The 16,416-nt window shown below is 67.2% G+C and carries 14 protein-coding genes; 3 read left to right on the top strand and 11 right to left on the bottom strand.

The annotated features are described in order from the left end of the window. Positions 1-7: 7 nt before the first annotated feature. On the bottom strand, positions 8-1,345 hold the full coding sequence (locus LL236_RS09880; protein ID WP_228178576.1) for a class II 3-deoxy-7-phosphoheptulonate synthase: 1,338 nt from the start codon (positions 1,343-1,345) through the stop codon (positions 8-10). A 4-nt stretch (positions 1,346-1,349) separates the two neighbouring features. Then, positions 1,350-2,063, bottom strand: a complete 714-nt coding sequence (locus LL236_RS09875) for a lysophospholipid acyltransferase family protein (RefSeq protein ID WP_228178678.1) — start codon at positions 2,061-2,063, stop codon at positions 1,350-1,352. Positions 2,064-2,262: 199 nt separating this feature from the next. On the opposite strand from LL236_RS09875, the gene LL236_RS09870 reads away from it, so the two are divergent. Continuing rightward, entirely contained in the window at positions 2,263-4,089 is a 1,827-nt protein-coding gene (locus tag LL236_RS09870; protein WP_228178575.1) for an AMP-dependent synthetase/ligase, read from the top strand. 19 nt (positions 4,090-4,108) lie between these two features. Here the strand turns inward: LL236_RS09870 and LL236_RS09865 are convergent, their stop codons facing one another. Genes LL236_RS09865 through LL236_RS09855 form a run of 3 tightly spaced genes read right to left on the bottom strand, consistent with a single transcriptional unit; the run spans position 4,109 to position 9,551 of the window. Next, the gene (locus LL236_RS09865; RefSeq protein WP_228178574.1) at positions 4,109-4,600 is read right to left on the bottom strand and encodes a peptide deformylase; all 492 of its coding nucleotides are present in this window, start codon (positions 4,598-4,600) and stop codon (positions 4,109-4,111) included. A 7-nt stretch (positions 4,601-4,607) separates the two neighbouring features. After that, positions 4,608-6,098: a MinD/ParA family ATP-binding protein gene (locus LL236_RS09860; RefSeq protein WP_228178573.1), complete on the bottom strand. Its 1,491-nt coding sequence runs from the start codon at positions 6,096-6,098 to the stop codon at positions 4,608-4,610. Positions 6,099-6,143: 45 nt separating this feature from the next. Next, positions 6,144-9,551 carry a pyruvate carboxylase gene (locus tag LL236_RS09855; protein ID WP_228178572.1) on the bottom strand — a complete coding sequence of 1,136 codons (3,408 nt, stop codon included), beginning with the start codon at positions 9,549-9,551 and terminating at the stop codon, positions 6,144-6,146. Between the two features lie 71 nt (positions 9,552-9,622). On the opposite strand from LL236_RS09855, the gene LL236_RS09850 reads away from it, so the two are divergent. Beyond that, a complete protein-coding gene (locus tag LL236_RS09850) occupies positions 9,623-10,432 on the top strand; it encodes a ParA family protein (RefSeq protein WP_228178571.1) in 810 nt (269 codons plus the stop codon). 168 nt (positions 10,433-10,600) lie between these two features. Here the strand turns inward: LL236_RS09850 and LL236_RS09845 are convergent, their stop codons facing one another. From LL236_RS09845 to LL236_RS09835, 3 genes are all read right to left on the bottom strand, one after another. Next, positions 10,601-11,146 carry a MerR family transcriptional regulator gene (locus LL236_RS09845; RefSeq protein ID WP_228178570.1) on the bottom strand — a complete coding sequence of 182 codons (546 nt, stop codon included), beginning with the start codon at positions 11,144-11,146 and terminating at the stop codon, positions 10,601-10,603. 93 nt (positions 11,147-11,239) lie between these two features. Further along, on the bottom strand, positions 11,240-11,932 hold the full coding sequence (ftsR, locus tag LL236_RS09840) for a transcriptional regulator FtsR (RefSeq protein ID WP_228178569.1): 693 nt from the start codon (positions 11,930-11,932) through the stop codon (positions 11,240-11,242). Then, entirely contained in the window at positions 11,932-12,441 is a 510-nt protein-coding gene (locus tag LL236_RS09835; RefSeq protein WP_374198023.1) for an FHA domain-containing protein, read from the bottom strand. The genes ftsR and LL236_RS09835 overlap by 1 nt, the downstream gene beginning before the upstream one ends. A 122-nt stretch (positions 12,442-12,563) precedes the next feature. Between LL236_RS09835 and lpdA the strand changes: the two genes are divergently transcribed. Then, a complete protein-coding gene (gene lpdA, locus LL236_RS09830; RefSeq protein WP_228178568.1) occupies positions 12,564-13,964 on the top strand; it encodes a dihydrolipoyl dehydrogenase in 1,401 nt (466 codons plus the stop codon). A gap of 15 nt (positions 13,965-13,979) precedes the next feature. On the opposite strand, the gene LL236_RS09825 is transcribed toward lpdA, so the two are convergent. The 3 genes from LL236_RS09825 to LL236_RS09815 are packed head-to-tail and all read right to left on the bottom strand — an operon-like array spanning position 13,980 to position 16,416. After that, entirely contained in the window at positions 13,980-14,612 is a 633-nt protein-coding gene (locus LL236_RS09825) for a CYTH domain-containing protein (protein WP_228178567.1), read from the bottom strand. A gap of 16 nt (positions 14,613-14,628) precedes the next feature. Continuing rightward, a complete protein-coding gene (locus LL236_RS09820; RefSeq protein ID WP_228178566.1) occupies positions 14,629-15,888 on the bottom strand; it encodes a YihY/virulence factor BrkB family protein in 1,260 nt (419 codons plus the stop codon). Between the two features lie 42 nt (positions 15,889-15,930). Then, a complete protein-coding gene (locus LL236_RS09815) occupies positions 15,931-16,416 on the bottom strand; it encodes a prepilin peptidase (protein ID WP_228178565.1) in 486 nt (161 codons plus the stop codon).

Raw genomic sequence — 16,416 nt, 5'->3', positions numbered from 1 at the left:
CCGGCGCTCAGCGCTTCTCGAGCTCCTCGGCGACGAGGAAGGCGAGCTCCAGCGACTGCATGTGGTTCAGTCGCGGGTCGCACAGCGACTCGTAGCGCGTTGCCAGACCCGCTTCGTCGATCATCTCGGATCCACCGAGGCACTCGGTGACGTCATCTCCAGTCAGTTCGACGTGGATGCCGCCCGGGTGCGTACCGACGGCCCGGTGGGCTTCGAAGAACCCGCGCACCTCGTCGACCACATCGTCGAAGCGACGGGTCTTGTAGCCCGTCTGCGACGTGATGCCGTTGCCATGCATAGGGTCGGTGACCCACAGCGGGGTCGCGCCCGAGTCCTTGATGGCTTCGAGCAGCGGAGGCAGCGCGTCGCGGATCTTGCCGGCACCCATGCGGGTGATGAAGGTCAGACGGCCCGGCTCGCGCTCCGGATCCAACTTGTCGATGAGGGCCAGCGCGGTCTCGGGAGTCGTGGTCGGGCCGAGCTTGACCCCAATGGGGTTGCGGATGCGCGAGAAGTAGTCGACGTGCGCACCGTCGAGTTCGCGGGTGCGCTCCCCGATCCACAGGAAGTGGCTCGACGTGTTGTACGGCGTTCCGGTGCGGGAGTCGATCCGGGTCATCGGGCGCTCGTAGTCCATGAGCAGGCCCTCGTGCCCGGTGTAGAACTCGACGCGTCGCAGTTCGTCGAAGTCGGCGCCCGCGGCTTCCATGAACTTGATGGCGCGGTCGATCTCGGTCGCCAGGCGCTCGTAGCGCTGGTTCGCGGGGTTCTGCGCGAAGCCCTTGTTCCAGCTGTGCACCTCACGCAGGTCGGCGAACCCACCCTGCGTGAACGCACGGATGAGGTTCAGCGTCGATGCTGCAGTGTGGTACGCCTTCAGCATCCGTGCCGGGTCCGCTCGCCGCGAAGCTTCGGTGAAGTCGTAGCCGTTGACGATGTCGCCGCGGTACGCGGGAAGGGTGACGTCTCCGCGGGTTTCGGTGTCCGACGAGCGGGGCTTGGCGAACTGCCCGGCCATGCGTCCCATCTTGACGACAGGCATCGAGGCGCCGTAGGTCAAGACGACTGCCATCTGCAGCACGGTCTTGATGCGGTTGCGGATCTGCTCGGCAGTCGCACCCGCGAAGGTCTCGGCGCAGTCTCCGCCCTGCAGCAGGAACGCCTGCCCGGCGGCGGCGCGCCCGAGCTTCTCGCGAAGGATGTCGACCTCGCCGGCGAAGACGAGCGGCGGGAGTGTCGCGAGCTCAGCCGATACCTCGGCGGCGGCCTCCGGCGCATACCACGACGGCTGCTGCTTGATCGGGAGCGTGCGCCAGTGGTCGAGCGGGTCGGTCTTGAGGAGCATCCGCTCAGTCTATCGGGGCGGGAACTGCCTCAGAGCGCGGCGGGGCGGCCCGGTTCTTGACCGTCGACGCGTACACGTCGTCGTACTTCTGTTCCCCCAGCCGCTGCAACGCGACCATGATCTCGTCGGTGATGGAGCGGAGGATGTAGCGGTCCCCCTCCATCCCGTGGAAGCGGGAGAAATCGAGGGGTTCGCCGATGACGACGCCGACGCGCACGACGTTCGGAACCCGCTGGCCGATCGGCATCATGGTGTCGGTGTCGACCATGACGCACGGCACGACGGGGACGCGGGCTTCCAGGGCCATCCGGGCGATGCCGGTGCGCCCGCGGTAGAGCTGCCCGTCGGGACTGCGTGTGCCCTCCGGGTAGATGCCCAAGAGGTCGCCGCGACCCAGGACCTGGAGCCCGGTGTTGAGGGATGCCTCGGAGGCCTTGCCGCCGGAACGGTCGATGGGAAGCTGCCCGGTGGCCTTGAAGAACACGCGCGTCGCCCACCCCCGAATCCCCTTGCCGGTGAAGTAGTCGCTCTTGGCGAGGAACGTCACGGGCCGGTCGATCATCAGGGGAAGGAAGATCGAGTCCGCGAACGACAGGTGGTTGCTCGCGAGGATCGCAGCGCCGGTCTTGGGGATGTTGCGGCGACCAACGATCCAGGGGCGGAAGATCGCCTTGACGATGGGGCCGATGACCACGTACTTCATGAGCCAGTAGAACACCGCTCGCACGCTCCTTTCCCCGTCGCCGACGCCTCTGAAGTCTAGTCACGCCGTACTCTCGTGCTGAGACCACGGGCGAACCCGGCAAGAACAAGCAGTATCCGGGTGGAACGTGGTGTCACTTCACCTGAGATCGAGTCTCATCCGGTAGCATTGGCGGTCAACCGATCCGCTTTTCACCGGTACCGAAGGAGTTGCCGTGGTTCAGTTCGATACCCCCGCGGTCGTGGCCCCCGACCCGCAGGCCAACATGACCGATCTACTCGTGGAACGGGTGAAGAAGACGCCACAGTTGGCGCTGTTCGCCGTTCCCGACGGCAGCGGATGGCGTGATATCACCGCATCCGATTTCCTGAACCAGGTGGTCGCGCTCGCGAAGGGTCTGGTTGCCGGTGGCATCGAGCCCGGCGACAAGGTCGGCTTCATCGCGCGCACGACCTACGAGTGGACACTGGTCGACTTCGCGATCTTCTTCGCGGGAGCCGTCATGGTCCCGATCTACGAGACCAGCTCCCCCACCCAGATCGCCTGGAACCTCTCGGATTCGGGCGCCGTCGCCTGCATCTGCGAGTCGGCCGATCACGAGGCCCGGTTGCAGGAGGCACTCGCCGAACTGCCCAACGTCCGTTCCACGTGGGCGATGCACAAGGGCGACCTCGACGCACTCGTCGAGCAGGGAAAGTCAGTCACTGACGAAGAGATCGAGCGCCGCCGTTCGATTGCCGTGGGTGCCGATATCGCGACGCTGATCTACACCTCCGGTTCGACCGGGCGCCCGAAGGGCTGCGTGCTGACGCACAGCAACTTCGTCGAGCTCTCTCGCAACTCGGCGGAGGCGCTGAAGGAGGTCGTCGCCAAGCCCGGCGCGTCGACGCTGTTGTTCATCACGACAGCACACGTCTTCGCCCGATTCATCTCGATCCTCAACGTCCACGCGGGCGTCAAGACCGGCCACCAGCCCGACACGAAGCAGCTGCTTCCGGCGCTCGGCTCCTTCAAGCCCAGTTACCTTCTGGCAGTGCCGCGCGTGTTCGAGAAGGTCTACAACTCCGCCGAGCAGAAGGCAGAAGCCGGCGGCAAGGGCAAGATCTTCCGCGCCGCAGCGCACACCGCGATCGAGCACTCGAAGTACGTGCAGGAAGGGCGCAAGGTCCCGTTCATGATGGGCCTGAAGTTCCGCCTGTTCGATCGACTCGTCTACTCCAAGCTCCGCGAGGCAATGGGCGGCCGCGTCGAATACGCCGTGTCGGGTTCCGCACCGTTGGGCGAGCGCCTGGGCCACTTCTTCCACAGCCTCGGCGTCGACATCCTCGAGGGGTACGGCTTGACTGAGACCACCGCCCCCGCGACGGTGAACCTGCCCGGAAAGTCCCGGATCGGAACTGTCGGTCCGGTGCTCCCCGGCGTGGGCGTGCGAATCGCGGACGACGGTGAGATCGAGGTGCGCGGCGTCGACGTCTTCCAGGAGTACTGGCGCAACCCCGAGGCCACGGCCGCCGCATTCGATGGCGAGTGGTTCAAGACCGGTGACATCGGAGCGTTCGACAAGGACGGCTTCCTGCGCATCACCGGCCGCAAGAAAGAGATCATCGTCACGGCAGGCGGAAAGAACGTCGCACCCGCCGCGCTCGAAGACCCGATTCGGGCGAATCCGATCGTCGGGCAGGTCGTCGTCGTGGGCGATCAGAAGCCCTTCATCTCGGCCCTGGTCACCCTCGATCCTGAGATGCTGCCGACCTGGCTGGCCAACAACGGTCTGCCCGGCGACATGTCTCTCGAGGATGCCGCGACCAACGACGCGGTCCGCGCCGAGGTGCAGAAGGCGATCGACCAGGCCAACGCCTTCGTCTCACGTGCCGAGTCGATCCGCAAGTTCGTCATCCTGCCCACGGAATGGACCGAGGCCAGCGGTCATCTGACGCCCAAGATGAGCATCAAGCGCAACGTGATCATGGCCGACTTCAGCGACCAGATCGAAGAGCTCTACTCGGTACCGGTCTCGACGTCGAACCTGTCGCTGTCGTAACCGACGCCGCCTGACCGGATCAGAACCAGTCGGACTCGCGGACCTCGCGCATCGCTTGCTTGCGACGCGCGGGGTCCAGCCGGTCCAGGTAAAGAGTCCCGTCGAGGTGATCGGTCTCGTGCTGAAGCGCCTGCGCCATGAGCCCTTCCCCCTCAAGCACGACGGGGTTGCCGTCGAGATCGATGCCGTGCACAACAGCGTGGGGATAGCGCAGGGTGTCATGCCACAGGCCCGGCACCGACAGGCATCCTTCACCCACGAGCTCGGGCTCCCCCGACACCGAGACGAGCACGGGGTTGAGGACATACCCGATCTCGCCGTCCACGTTGTAGCTGAACGCGCGAACGCCGACCCCGATCTGGGGGGCTGCCACTCCCGCGCGCCCCGGCAGGGCGACGGTGTCGAGCAGGTCGGCGACCAGGGCCTTCGTGCCCTCGTCGATCTGCTCGATCGGAGCGCTCGGGGACTTCAGGACAGGGTCACCGAACACACGGATGGGACGAACTGCCATTCGAGCCTCAGACCGTCGCCGGAACGCGCAGCGACTCGACGACCGCTGCTGCCAGCTGGCGGGCAGCTTCCCGGGTCGCGGGGTGGATCTCGTGGAAGCCGATCGCCGCACCCGAGGCGATGTGGGAGTCGTACGGCATCCGAATGACCGAGCGGACGCGCGTGCGGAAGTGAGCCTCGACCTCGTCTGCGCGAACCAACGGTGAGCCAGGACGCGTCGTGTTGAGAACGACGACGGCGTTTCGAACCCGATCGCCGTATCCGTTGGTCTCGAGCCACGTCAAGGTCTCGGATGCCAGGCGTGCTTCGTCGATGCTGAGGCCTGCGACCACGACCAGTGAGTCGGCACGTTCCAGGGTTGCCGACATCACGGAGTGCACGATGCCGGTTCCCGTGTCGGTGAGGACCACCGAGTAGTAGTGCGCCGCGACCTCGGCAGCGGCGCGGTAGTCATCATCGCCGAAGGCCTCGGAGACACGCGGGTCGGCATCCGAGGCGAGCACATCAAGTCGCGTCTCGTCGCGGGCGACGATCGTCGAGAGGTCGTTGTAGCCGACGACCTCGTCTTTGATCCGCACGAGATCGCGGATCGTCTTGCCGCTGGTGCGGGCGATCCGCTCGGCGAGCGTGCCACGGTCGGGGTTCGCATCGACAGCGACGACGCGGTCATCGCGGGCGTCGGCCAGCGCCATCCCGAGCAGCGTCGTGACGGTGGTCTTGCCGACACCGCCCTTGCGGCTGAGAACCGGCACGAAGCGTGCTCCCCCGGGAAGCGGCGCCGCAATGCGCCGGCTCAGCTCCTTGCGCTCACGCGCCTTCTTGCTGTCGCCGAGGTTGATCAGAGTGCCGGATGCCCGGTACAGCGCACTTTGCCAGAAACCCTCGGGCTCCACCTTCGCGACGTGATGCGGATCGAGCAGGCGGTCGGCGGTGAGCACGTCGGCACCCTCCCGGCTGACCTCGAGCTCACCCAGTCGCTTCGAGGCGAGCGTCACATCGAAGGCCACCGGTGAGGGCTCGACGGCACGGACCGGCTGCGCCACGGGAACAGCGACGCGCTCGGCGGGCGCTGTGGGCTCGTCTTCGCGGTCTGCCACGGCATCCTCCCGGGCCTCTTCCACGGCATCCTCGATGTCAGCGTCGTGGGTGTCGGTGTCGTTTGCATGCGTGTCGTATGCGTGCGTGTCGTTTGCGTGCGTGTCGTAGACGTGGGTCGCGTGCTCTGCGTCCACCGGGGTCTCGTCGACGTCATCGATGATCTCGGCTTCTGCCGTGTCGGTGTGCAGGGGCATGCCGTAGTCGGCCGCGATGTGCGCCGGACCGGAAGTTTCGTCGAAGTCCTCGTCGATCGAGTCGTCGTCATCGGCGGGCACCGGAAGGGTCACGTCGACCTGCGCCGTCGACCCGCCGAGGAAGATCCCAGAGGTGTCCACGCGCTCCTCGTCGAGGATGCCGTGCTCTTCGGTCTCCGCTCGTTCCGGGTCCGATCGATCTGCCACGTGCTCTCCCTGCCGTCGTTGTGGCGCGATGCGCCGCCCCTCAGGCTATCCGGCGGGTCGCACGACGAGCAAAAGATCTCCGGCGTCGACCTGCTGCGGGGACCCGATCACGAGCCGTTCGACGACACCGTCGACCGGCGACGTGATGGCGGCTTCCATCTTCATCGCCTCGATCGAGGCAACCGGCTGACCCGCGGAAACCCGATCGCCTTCGGCGGTCTTCAGTGTGACGACGCCCGCGAACGGTGCAGCCACCTGGCCGGGCTTCGAGGTGTCGGCCTTCTCGGCCTGGCGCACCTCGACAGAGATGCTGCGGTCTCTCACGAAGACGGGGCGCAGCTGACCGTTGAGCGTGGTCATGACGGTCCGCATGCCCTTCTCATCGGCCTCGCCGATCGCTTCGAGCCCGACGAACAGCTGTACACCGCGCTCGATCTCGACGACGTGTTCGGCGCCGTGTTCGAGTCCATAGAGATAGTCGACGGTGTCGAGCACGCTGACATCGCCGAACGTGTCCCGGACACGCTCGAACTCTTTGGTCGGCGCCGGGAACAGCAGCCGGTTGAGGGTCGCGCGACGCTCGACGGACGACCCGGCGAGCTTCTCGGCATCCTCTGCCTGCAACGGTGCCGAGCCGACGTGATGCTCGCGCCCCTGCAGGACCTTCGAGCGGAAGGGTTCGGGCCAGCCACCGGGCAGATCGCCGAGTTCGCCGGCCATGAAGCCGACTACCGAGTCCGGGATGTCGTAGCGCTCGGGGTTTGCCGCGAAGTCGGCGGGGTCGGCCTTCACCGCAGCCAGGTGCAGCGCCAGGTCTCCCACGACCTTCGAGGACGGGGTGACCTTGGGGACGCGCCCGAGGATGTCGTTGGCCGCCGCATACAGGTCCTCGATGAGCTCGAAGTCCTCGGCAAGTCCCAGGGCGATCGCCTGCTGGCGAAGGTTCGACAGCTGGCCGCCCGGGATCTCATGCCGGTAGATCCGGCCGGTGGGGCCGGGAAGACCGGACTCGAAGGGGCGGTACAGGTGACGCACCGCCTCCCAGTACGGTTCCAGGTCGGATGCCGCCTCCAGGTCGATTCCGGTGTCCCGGTCGGTGTTGGCAAGGGCCGCCACGAGCGCGGAGAGCGAGGGCTGGCTCGTGGTGCCGGCCATCGGTGCGGCAGCGACATCGACGGCGTCGGCACCGGCCGCGGATGCCGCCAGCAGCGTCGCCAGCTGCCCACCGGCGGTGTCGTGGGTGTGGACGTGCACGGGCAGGTCGAAGCGGTCGCGCAGCGCCGCGACGAGCCGGGATGCCGCCGCGGGCCGCAACAGCCCTGCCATGTCTTTGATCGCGAGGATGTGCGCGCCGGAGGCGACGATCTGATCGGCAAGCCGCAGGTAGTAGTCGAGGGTGTAGAGGTCCTCGCCGGGGCTGAGCAGGTCGCCGGTGTAGCACATGGCGACCTCCGCGACGGCGGTGCCGGTGGCCAGCACGCTGTCGATCGCGGGACGCATCTGGGAGACGTCGTTGAGCGCGTCGAAGATGCGGAAGATGTCGACGCCACTGGCTGCGGCCTCGGCGACGAACGCGTCGGTGACCTCCGTCGGGTACGGCGTGTATCCCACCGTGTTGCGCCCGCGCAGCAGCATCTGGATCGCGACGTTCGGCAGGGCCTCCCGAAGGCGGTCCAGCCGCTCCCACGGGTCTTCACCGAGGAAGCGCAGCGCCACGTCGTAGGTGGCCCCGCCCCACGCCTCGACCGAGAGCAGCTCGGGCGTGAGCCGAGCGACGTAGGGCGCTACAGCGACCAGATCCTTCGTGCGCACGCGCGTGGCAAGCAACGACTGGTGCGCATCGCGGAAGGTCGTCTCGGTGACGGCGAGCGGAGTCTGTTCGCGCAGCGCGCGGGCGAATCCTTCCGGGCCAAGCTGGAGCAGACGCTGGCGCGAGCCCGCGGGCGGCTCCTGGGTCAGATCGGCGGCGGGAAGCTTGAGAGCGGGGGTGACCGTCAGCGGGTTGTCGCCGTTGGGGCGGTTGACGGTGACGTCGACCAACCAGTTCAGCATCTTCGAGCCGCGGTCCTTGGACTCCCGCCCGCGCAGCAGCTCGGGCCGCTCGTCGATGAACGCCGTCGACAGGTCGCCGACGAGGAAAGCCGGGTCTTCGAGCACAGCCTGCAGGAATGGGATGTTGGTCGAGACCCCGCGGATGCGGAACTCGGCAAGCGCACGCCTGGCCCGCAGCACGGCGGCGCCGAAGTCGCGCCCGCGGCAGGTGAGTTTTGCGAGCATCGAGTCGAAGTGCGGGCTGATCTGGGATCCTGCCGCGGTCGTGCCCCCATCGAGCCGGATGCCGGCACCGCCCGGCGACCGGTAGGTCGTGATCTTGCCGGTGTCGGGACGGAACCCCTGAGTGGGATCTTCGGTCGTGATGCGGCACTGCAGTGCGGCACCTCGAAGTCGGATGTTCTCCTGCTGAAGTCCCAGCTCCTCGAGGCTCGCACCCGCGGCGATCAGCATCTGCGACTGGACGAGGTCGACATCCGTGACCTCTTCGGTGACGGTGTGCTCGACCTGGATGCGGGGGTTCATCTCGATGAACACGACCTCGCCGGTGCGGGGGCCCGCGGTTTCGAGGAGGAATTCGACGGTGCCCGCGTTCTCGTAGCCGATCGACTCGGCAAATGCCACGGCGTAGCGGTGCAGGTCATCGCGAACCGTCGGGTCGAGGTTCGGCGCCGGCGCGATCTCGATCACCTTCTGGTGGCGACGCTGCACCGAGCAGTCACGCTCGAACAGGTGAACGGTGTGGCCGGCGCTGTCGGCGAGGATCTGCACCTCGACGTGCCGCGGGCGCTGCACTGCCTGCTCGAGGAACACTCGCGGGTCACCGAACGCGCTGCCCGCCTCGCGCATCGCCTCGGCAAGAGCCGGCGGCAGCTCATCCGCGGTCTCGACCCGGCGCATGCCGCGCCCGCCACCGCCGGCGACCGCCTTGACGAAGATGGGGAAGCCGATCTCGGCAGACTGCGCCACGAGCGCGTCGACATCGTCCGAAGCATCCGTCGACCGCAGCACCGGCACCCCGGCACCCACGGCGTGCTGCTTGGCCGTGACCTTGTTGCCAGCCATCTCGAGGACCGCGGCGGGGGGCCCGATGAAGGTGATGCCGGCTGCTGCAGCTTTCTCGGCCAGTTCCGGGTTCTCGGAGAGGAAGCCGTAGCCCGGGTAGATGGCGTCGGCGCCGCTCTCTCGGGCGACGCGGATGATCTCGTCGACATCCAGGTAGGCGCGCACCGGATGCCCCGGCTCGCCGATCTGGTAGGCCTCGTCGGCCTTCAGCCGGTGCAACGAGTAGCGATCCTCGTAGGGATAGACAGCCACGGTGCGGGCCCCGAGTTCGAAGGCCGCTCGGAAGGCTCGGATCGCAATCTCGCCGCGGTTTGCTACCAGGATCTTGCGGAACATCACACCTCGCTGTTGGTGACGGGGCCTGCCTGAGTGTGCACCCAGCCTAGGGGACGGTAACGTAGAGCCTCGTGCACGTACTGTCGGTGAGCTCGCTCAAGGGTGGTGTCGGCAAGACCACTGTCACGCTGGGGCTTGCCTCCGCCGCCTTCGCCCGAGGTGTCCGCACCCTCGTGGTCGATCTCGACCCTCAGTCGGATGTCTCCACCGGCATGGACATCCAGGTGGCCGGCAAGCTCAACGTCGCCGACGTCCTGGCCAACCCGAAAGAGAAGGTCGTGCGCCAGGCGATCACCGCCAGCGGCTGGGCGAAGGTCCACCCCGGCACGATCGACGTCATGATCGGGTCGCCCTCGGCGATCAACTTCGATGGCCCGCATCCGAGCGTCCGCGACGTGTGGAAGCTCGAGGAGGCACTGGCGACCATCGAGGCCGACTACGACCTGGTCCTCATCGACTGTGCTCCCTCCCTCAACGCACTGACGCGAACGGCGTGGGCAGCGAGCGACCGCGTGATCGTCATCACCGAGCCGGGCCTGTTCTCGGTTGCGGCAGCTGACCGGGCCCTGCGTGCGATCGAAGAGATCCGTCGCGGCCTCTCCCCCCGTCTTCAACCGCTGGGCATCGTGGTCAACCGGGTGCGCCCCCAGTCGATCGAGCACCAGTTCCGCATCAAGGAACTGCGCGAGATGTTCGGCCCGCTGGTGCTCTCGCCTCAGCTGCCCGAGCGCACATCGCTGCAGCAGGCTCAGGGTGCGGCAAAGCCGCTCCACATTTGGCCCGGCGACTCGGCTCAGGAGCTGGCAGCAGACTTCGATGCGATCCTGGACCGCGTTATGCGCACGGGGCGTATCCCCTCCCCCGACGCCGCGGCATCCTGATCACGCCGCCGCCCTGATGAGGCGCCGTCCCGCGCCCGCGGAACCCACCCTCGCCGAGACTGCACCGTGCCCGCCAGAGTGCGTCAGAAACGCGCAGCCTCGCGGGCAGACTGCAGTCTCGCGGATCGCAGAGCGGATGCAGAGGTCGGGGAGCCGGCGTTGTGCGGCTCAGGCTGAGCGCGCGGCGCGCCGCGCGGCGAGTTCGTCGACGGCATCCGGTGCCTGCGGGTCGAACTCGACGAGCGTCGACTCGACCTCACGCCACACCTTGCCGACCGCGATGCCGAACACGCCCTGCCCGCGGCTGACGAGGTCGATGACCTCATCGTTCGAGGTGCACAGGTAGACCGAGGCGCCATCGCTCATGAGGGTGGTGCCGGCAAGATCACGGATGCCGGCGGCACGCAGCTGCTCGACGGCGGTGCGGATCTGCTGGAGTGAGATGCCCGTGTCGAGCAGCCGCTTCACGAGCTTGAGCACGAGGATGTCGCGGAAACCGTAGAGACGCTGCGACCCGGAGCCTGAGGCCCCGCGCACGGTCGGCTCGACGAGTTCGGTGCGAGCCCAGTAGTCCAACTGACGATACGTGATGCCGGCAGCTCGCGCAGCGACTGCTCCGCGGTAGCCGACCTCGTCGTCGAGGGCCGGAAGGCCGTCGGTGAACAAGAGGTCTGCCGTCAGGCTGGGCGTCGACTCCGCCTCGCGTGCCGTCATGGCAACCTCCCCAGTTCGATCGGACATGTCAACGCTAGATCAGCCGAGAGGCTCGGGCAACGACATCCGGCCGTTGCGTCTCGGCGTGTCGCACTATGAGAGGAATCGTTCGAGGGCCGAGCGCAAGAAGATCGAGCGCACTTCCTCCAGGCGACGCGCCAATTCGGGCGCGAGTTCCTCGGCTCTGCCTCGGGATGTTGCATCGGTGCGGCGGGACAGCGGCGCGACGGCGGATTCGACGAGGGCGGCGTCACGCTCGGCACTCTGACGCAGCGTCCTGATGTGACGGGGCTCGATACCGTGGCGATCGAGGGCCACCAGGCACCGCAGCAGCGCCACGGTCTGCTCCGTGTAGCTTTCGGCGGCGGCGATCACCCCGGTGCTGATCGCGTCGTTGAGCAGCTGCGGTGCAGCCCCGGCAGCAGCGAGCAACTCGTCACGCCGATAGCGCCGCGGCGCCGCGACGATCGAGGTCGGCGGCGCGGGGATCGGGGTGACCGGGTCGCGCCCGGCATCCACATCATCGAGGTACCCCCGGATGACATGGAGGGGCAGATAGTGATCGCGCTGCAGCGTGAGCGCAAGCCGTAGCCGCTCGACATCCGCGGGTGCGAACTTGCGGTATCCCGACTCGGTCCTGGTCGGAGTGACGATGCCCTGTACTTCGAGGAAGCGCAGTTTGCTCGAACTGAGCCCGGGAAACTCGGGAGAGAGCCGCGCGAGGACTTGGCCGATGCTCAGAAGCCCCGCAGACGAGGCGCGATCACGGGCGGGAACGCCCGCCATCACTGGTCCGCCGCGGGCTCGAGGTCAGCCGGCGAGACGAAGAAGTTCAACCGGAACTTGCCGACGCGCGCCTCTGAGCCGTTCGTCAGGACGGCCCGGTCCACGCGCTCGCCGTTCACGTACGTGCCGTTGAGCGAGCGCTGATCGACCAGCTCGAACGTCGTACCGGAGCGGGTGATCTCGGCGTGACGGCGAGAGACCGTCACATCATCGAAGAAGATGTCTGCCTCGGGGTGGCGGCCGACCGTCGTCACGTCGGCATCCAATAGGTAGCGGGCGCCCGCGGTGGGGCCCGACCGGACGATCATGAGTGCCGACCCCGACGGCAACGCCTCGATCGCCTCGAGCTCGACCTCGGTCAGTTCGGCGCCGAATGGCACGAATGACAAGTCGGAATCGTGTCCGAATGAAGCCGTCGTATCCGTGCCTCGACCACCGGGAGCAGCGGCTCCGGGGTCGCCGGAGGCGCGACGGATTTCGTCGGGTTCAGCGGGCGCATTGTGTTCCACGGGAGGCCTCCTCAGGCTCCCCAGGATAGTCGGATTTGGCAGGCGGATGTCGAGTGGGTCGTCGCTGTTCTCAACCCGGCTGCTGGCGCCGGCGGATTGTCTCCGAGGGATAGGCTGGGACCATGCCTCACTACGACGTCGTCATCCTTGGTGCCGGCCCCGGCGGCTATGTCGCGGCCGTTCGCAGCGCTCAGCTGGGCCTGTCTACAGCGGTCATCGAAGAGAAGTACTGGGGTGGGGTGTGCCTGAACGTGGGATGCATCCCCTCGAAGGCGCTGCTGCGCAACGCCGACCTCGCTCACACGTTCCACGCGAAGGCCGATCTGTTCGGCATTTCGGGCGATGTGCACTTCGACTTCGGTGTCGCCTGGGACCGCAGCCGTGAGGTGGCGGCCGGCCACGTCAAGGGCATCCACTACCTGATGAAGAAGAACAAGATCACGGAGTACGACGGCCGTGGCTCGTTCGTCGACGACCACACGATCGAGGTCAAGACCGCTGAGGGTGGCACCGAGACCGTCACCTTCGACAACGCGATCATCGCGACTGGTTCGACGGTGCGTCTGCTCCCCGGCGTGAGCCTGAGCGAGAACGTCGTCACGTACGAAGAGCAGATCCTCACCCGTGAGCTGCCGAAGTCCATCGTGATCGTCGGCGCCGGAGCCATCGGCATGGAGTTCGCGTACGTGCTGTCGAACTACGGCGTGAAGGTCACGATCATCGAGTTCCTCGACCGTGCACTTCCCAACGAGGACGCCGAGGTTTCGAAAGAGATCGCGCGCCAGTACAAGAAGTACGGCATCGAGATCCTTACCTCGACCAAGGTTGAGAGCGTCACCGACCACGGCGACCGCGTCACGGTTGCCTACACCGGCAACAACGACGGCGCCCAGGGCTCGATCGACGCCGACAAGGTGCTCATGTCGATCGGGTTCGCGCCGCGCGTCGAGGGCTTCGGGCTCGACAAGACCGGTGTGAAGCTCACCGACCGCGGCGCCATCGACATCGATGACCACATGCGCACGAACGTGCCGCACATCTACGCGATCGGTGACGTGACCGCCAAGCTGCAGCTTGCCCACGTCGCCGAGGCGCAGGGCGTTGTCGCCGCCGAGACGATCGGCAAGGCCGAGACCATGACGCTCGGCGACTACCGCATGATGCCGCGTGCGACGTTCTGCTCGCCGCAGGTCGCCAGCTTCGGCCTGACCGAGGCGCAGGCCCGGGATGCCGGCTACGACGTCAAGGTCGCGAAGTTCCCCTTCAGCGCCAACGGCAAGGCGAACGGCCTGGGCGAAGCCGTCGGTTTCGTGAAGGTCATCGCCGACGGCGAGCACCTCGAACTGCTCGGTGCCCACATGATCGGCCCGGACGTCTCGGAGCTACTGCCCGAGCTCACCCTGGCTCAGAAGTGGGACCTCACCGCCCTCGAGGCGGCGCGCAACGTCCACACCCACCCGACGCTGTCGGAAGCCGTGCAGGAGGCCTTCCACGGCCTTGCCGGCCACATGATCAACATCTGACCAGCGGGTCAGGCCTCACACGCCCAGGGCGCGTGCGAGCTTCGAGTCACTCGAGGCCTCGCGCGCGCCCTTGGCGTATGCGGCGACGGTCACCGCGTCGAAGAACGCGGCACAGGCATCCGCATCCTCTGGAGCTGCCGGCCCGAGTTCGATCTCCCACTCGCGCCACGCCTGCTCCATCCCCCGCTGCTCGTCGCGCGTGCGCACGCGGTCATCGACCATCTCGGCGAGGATGCCGCCCTCGGCATCCCGGAGCGCGTACGCGGTGCGCGTGTTGCGGATGCGGGCGATCACGACCAGCGGGTCCGTCGTCAGATCCCCGATATGCGCGGCGATCTCGGGCGGGACGCCGGTCACGGATGCCGTGTCGCCACCGATGTCGAGCGGCCAGCCGGTCTCCATCCGGCCGGAGCCCTGGCGGGGCCCTTTCAGATGCCAGCCCGCATCGGGCCCACCTTCTCGGCGCCGAAGCGCGTAGCCGGCTCTGCCGAGGACGTACTCTGCGGTGTCGTAGTAGACGGCGTCGAGTTCACGCACTTCCGGCTCGGCGACAGTGACGACCAGTGGAACCTGGGTCCAATCGGGGACCTCGGTTTCTGGGTCCACGTCGAAGGTGATTTCAACCTCGAGGGACTGCGAGGGCTCCATCGATGGCGTGGTCGGCTCAGTCGTCGGACGGGGCGATCTCGTCGGTGGACTCGACGAAGTAGAACTCACCCTCGGTCGGTCCGTCGTGATCGCCCGTGTGCTCGAGGGCACCACGTCGTTCGTAGATGACCTGGCCTTCGCCGTAGGGAACGATCATCGTGTCTGCATCCGGGGCTTCCAGGGGCAGGACTTGCCCGTCGAGCGGGCCTCCGTGGAGTCGTGCAATGGCCATCCCCCGAGCATAAGCCCCGATCTCGTCCCCTTCGGCGATCGCGGCGGCGCGTGCTTCAAGGAGCTCGGCTGTCGCATCGCGCGCGGATGCCTGTGCCCGGCGCAGTCGGCGCTGGGCGAAGGTCATCGGAGGGGCCGAGGAGACCACACCGTGCGCCTCCTCGGAGGCGACCACGATGTAGGTGCAGGAGATGAGGATGACCTGCGCCGAGAAGTTGATCCACAGCAGCAACGCGATGAGGGTGGCGAAAGTACCGAGGAGCGGGTTGGCCTCGGCGCCCCGCACGAACAGTCCCGACAACTGCTGCAGCACCGTCAAGCCCACTGCGCCCAGGAGCGCGCCGCCCCACAGCGCCCGCGCGGGAGGACGGATCCCGCCGAGCACCAGGAAGATCGCCGCGATGAGCGCGGCATCCAGCACGAATACCGTGACGATACCGACCGTGCGGGTCAGCACCTCCGCGATCACCGTGTCGCCGTCGATGCCTATCCAGTCCAGGGCGAGAGAGACACCGGCGGTTCCGAAGTAGGTGATGGCGGCGGTCGCGACGATCGCTATCGCGACTCCGACGGCCATCGCGAAGTTTCGGAGGATCACCCACAGGAAGAACCCGTCGTCCATGACGGTGCCACCGATCAGGTGGAGCGCTGAGCGAAGCGTTCCGACGGCACCGATGGCAGCGAACAGAAGTCCGATGACCGCAGCGATCGCCGCGATCGACAGACCCGACTGGAACTGATCAAGGCCCGATCGCAGGTCTTCTTCCCGGATGACCGCGTTCTCGCCCCCGATCAGCCCGGGAATCACGGAGTTCACGGCACTGACGAGCGCGTTCCACGCTTCGGGGTTGCCCGCGAGCCAGAGTGCTGCGGCCGAGAACCCGAGCAGGACCGCCGCAAAGACCGAGAACAGCGCACGGTAGGTGACGCTGTCGGCAAGGACCGGTCCGCGCTTCTCGGTGTAGAGCAGCAACGCGCGAACGATGCGCAGCGAGAGCGCCCATCTGATCACGACGGCAACGAAGGTCTTCAGGGCGGCCGGCATGGTTCCAGGCTAACCGGGAAGCTCTGCGGGGGGCCGAGACGCTCAGGGCCTTGACACGGTCAGCACGATCGCGACCCATGCGCCGGCCAGCATCCATGGACCGAACGGGATCGCGCTGCGGCGGTCGGCGCGGCGAACGAGCAGCATCCCGGCGGCGAAGACACCGCCGAGCACGAATCCGGCCAGTGTCCCCACGAGCACGCTCCCCCATCCCAGCCACCCGAGGTGCAGTCCGATGACCGCTGCGAGCTTGACGTCGCCGCCGCCGACACCGCCGGCCGACAGCATCCGCAGCACGAGGTACGCGACGAAAAGAACCAGCGCCGCCAGCAGAGCCCGGATCAGCGCATCCATTCGACTGCCGGTCAGTGCTGCCGCAACCAGGAGCACGACACCCGTGACGCCGACCGTCGCGACGAGGCGGTTGGGAAGGCGGTGAGTGCGGATGTCGATGATTGCGAGGATCGCTCCGATGACCGCGAACGTGACGAAGGCTACGACCGTGAGGGCGGTCGAGATCGTCGGCAT

Origin of the sequence: Microbacterium schleiferi (assembly GCF_020781975.1) — a bacterium.
Lineage (GTDB): Bacteria > Actinomycetota > Actinomycetes > Actinomycetales > Microbacteriaceae > Microbacterium.
This window is presented reverse-complemented; position numbering and strand designations above follow the sequence as displayed.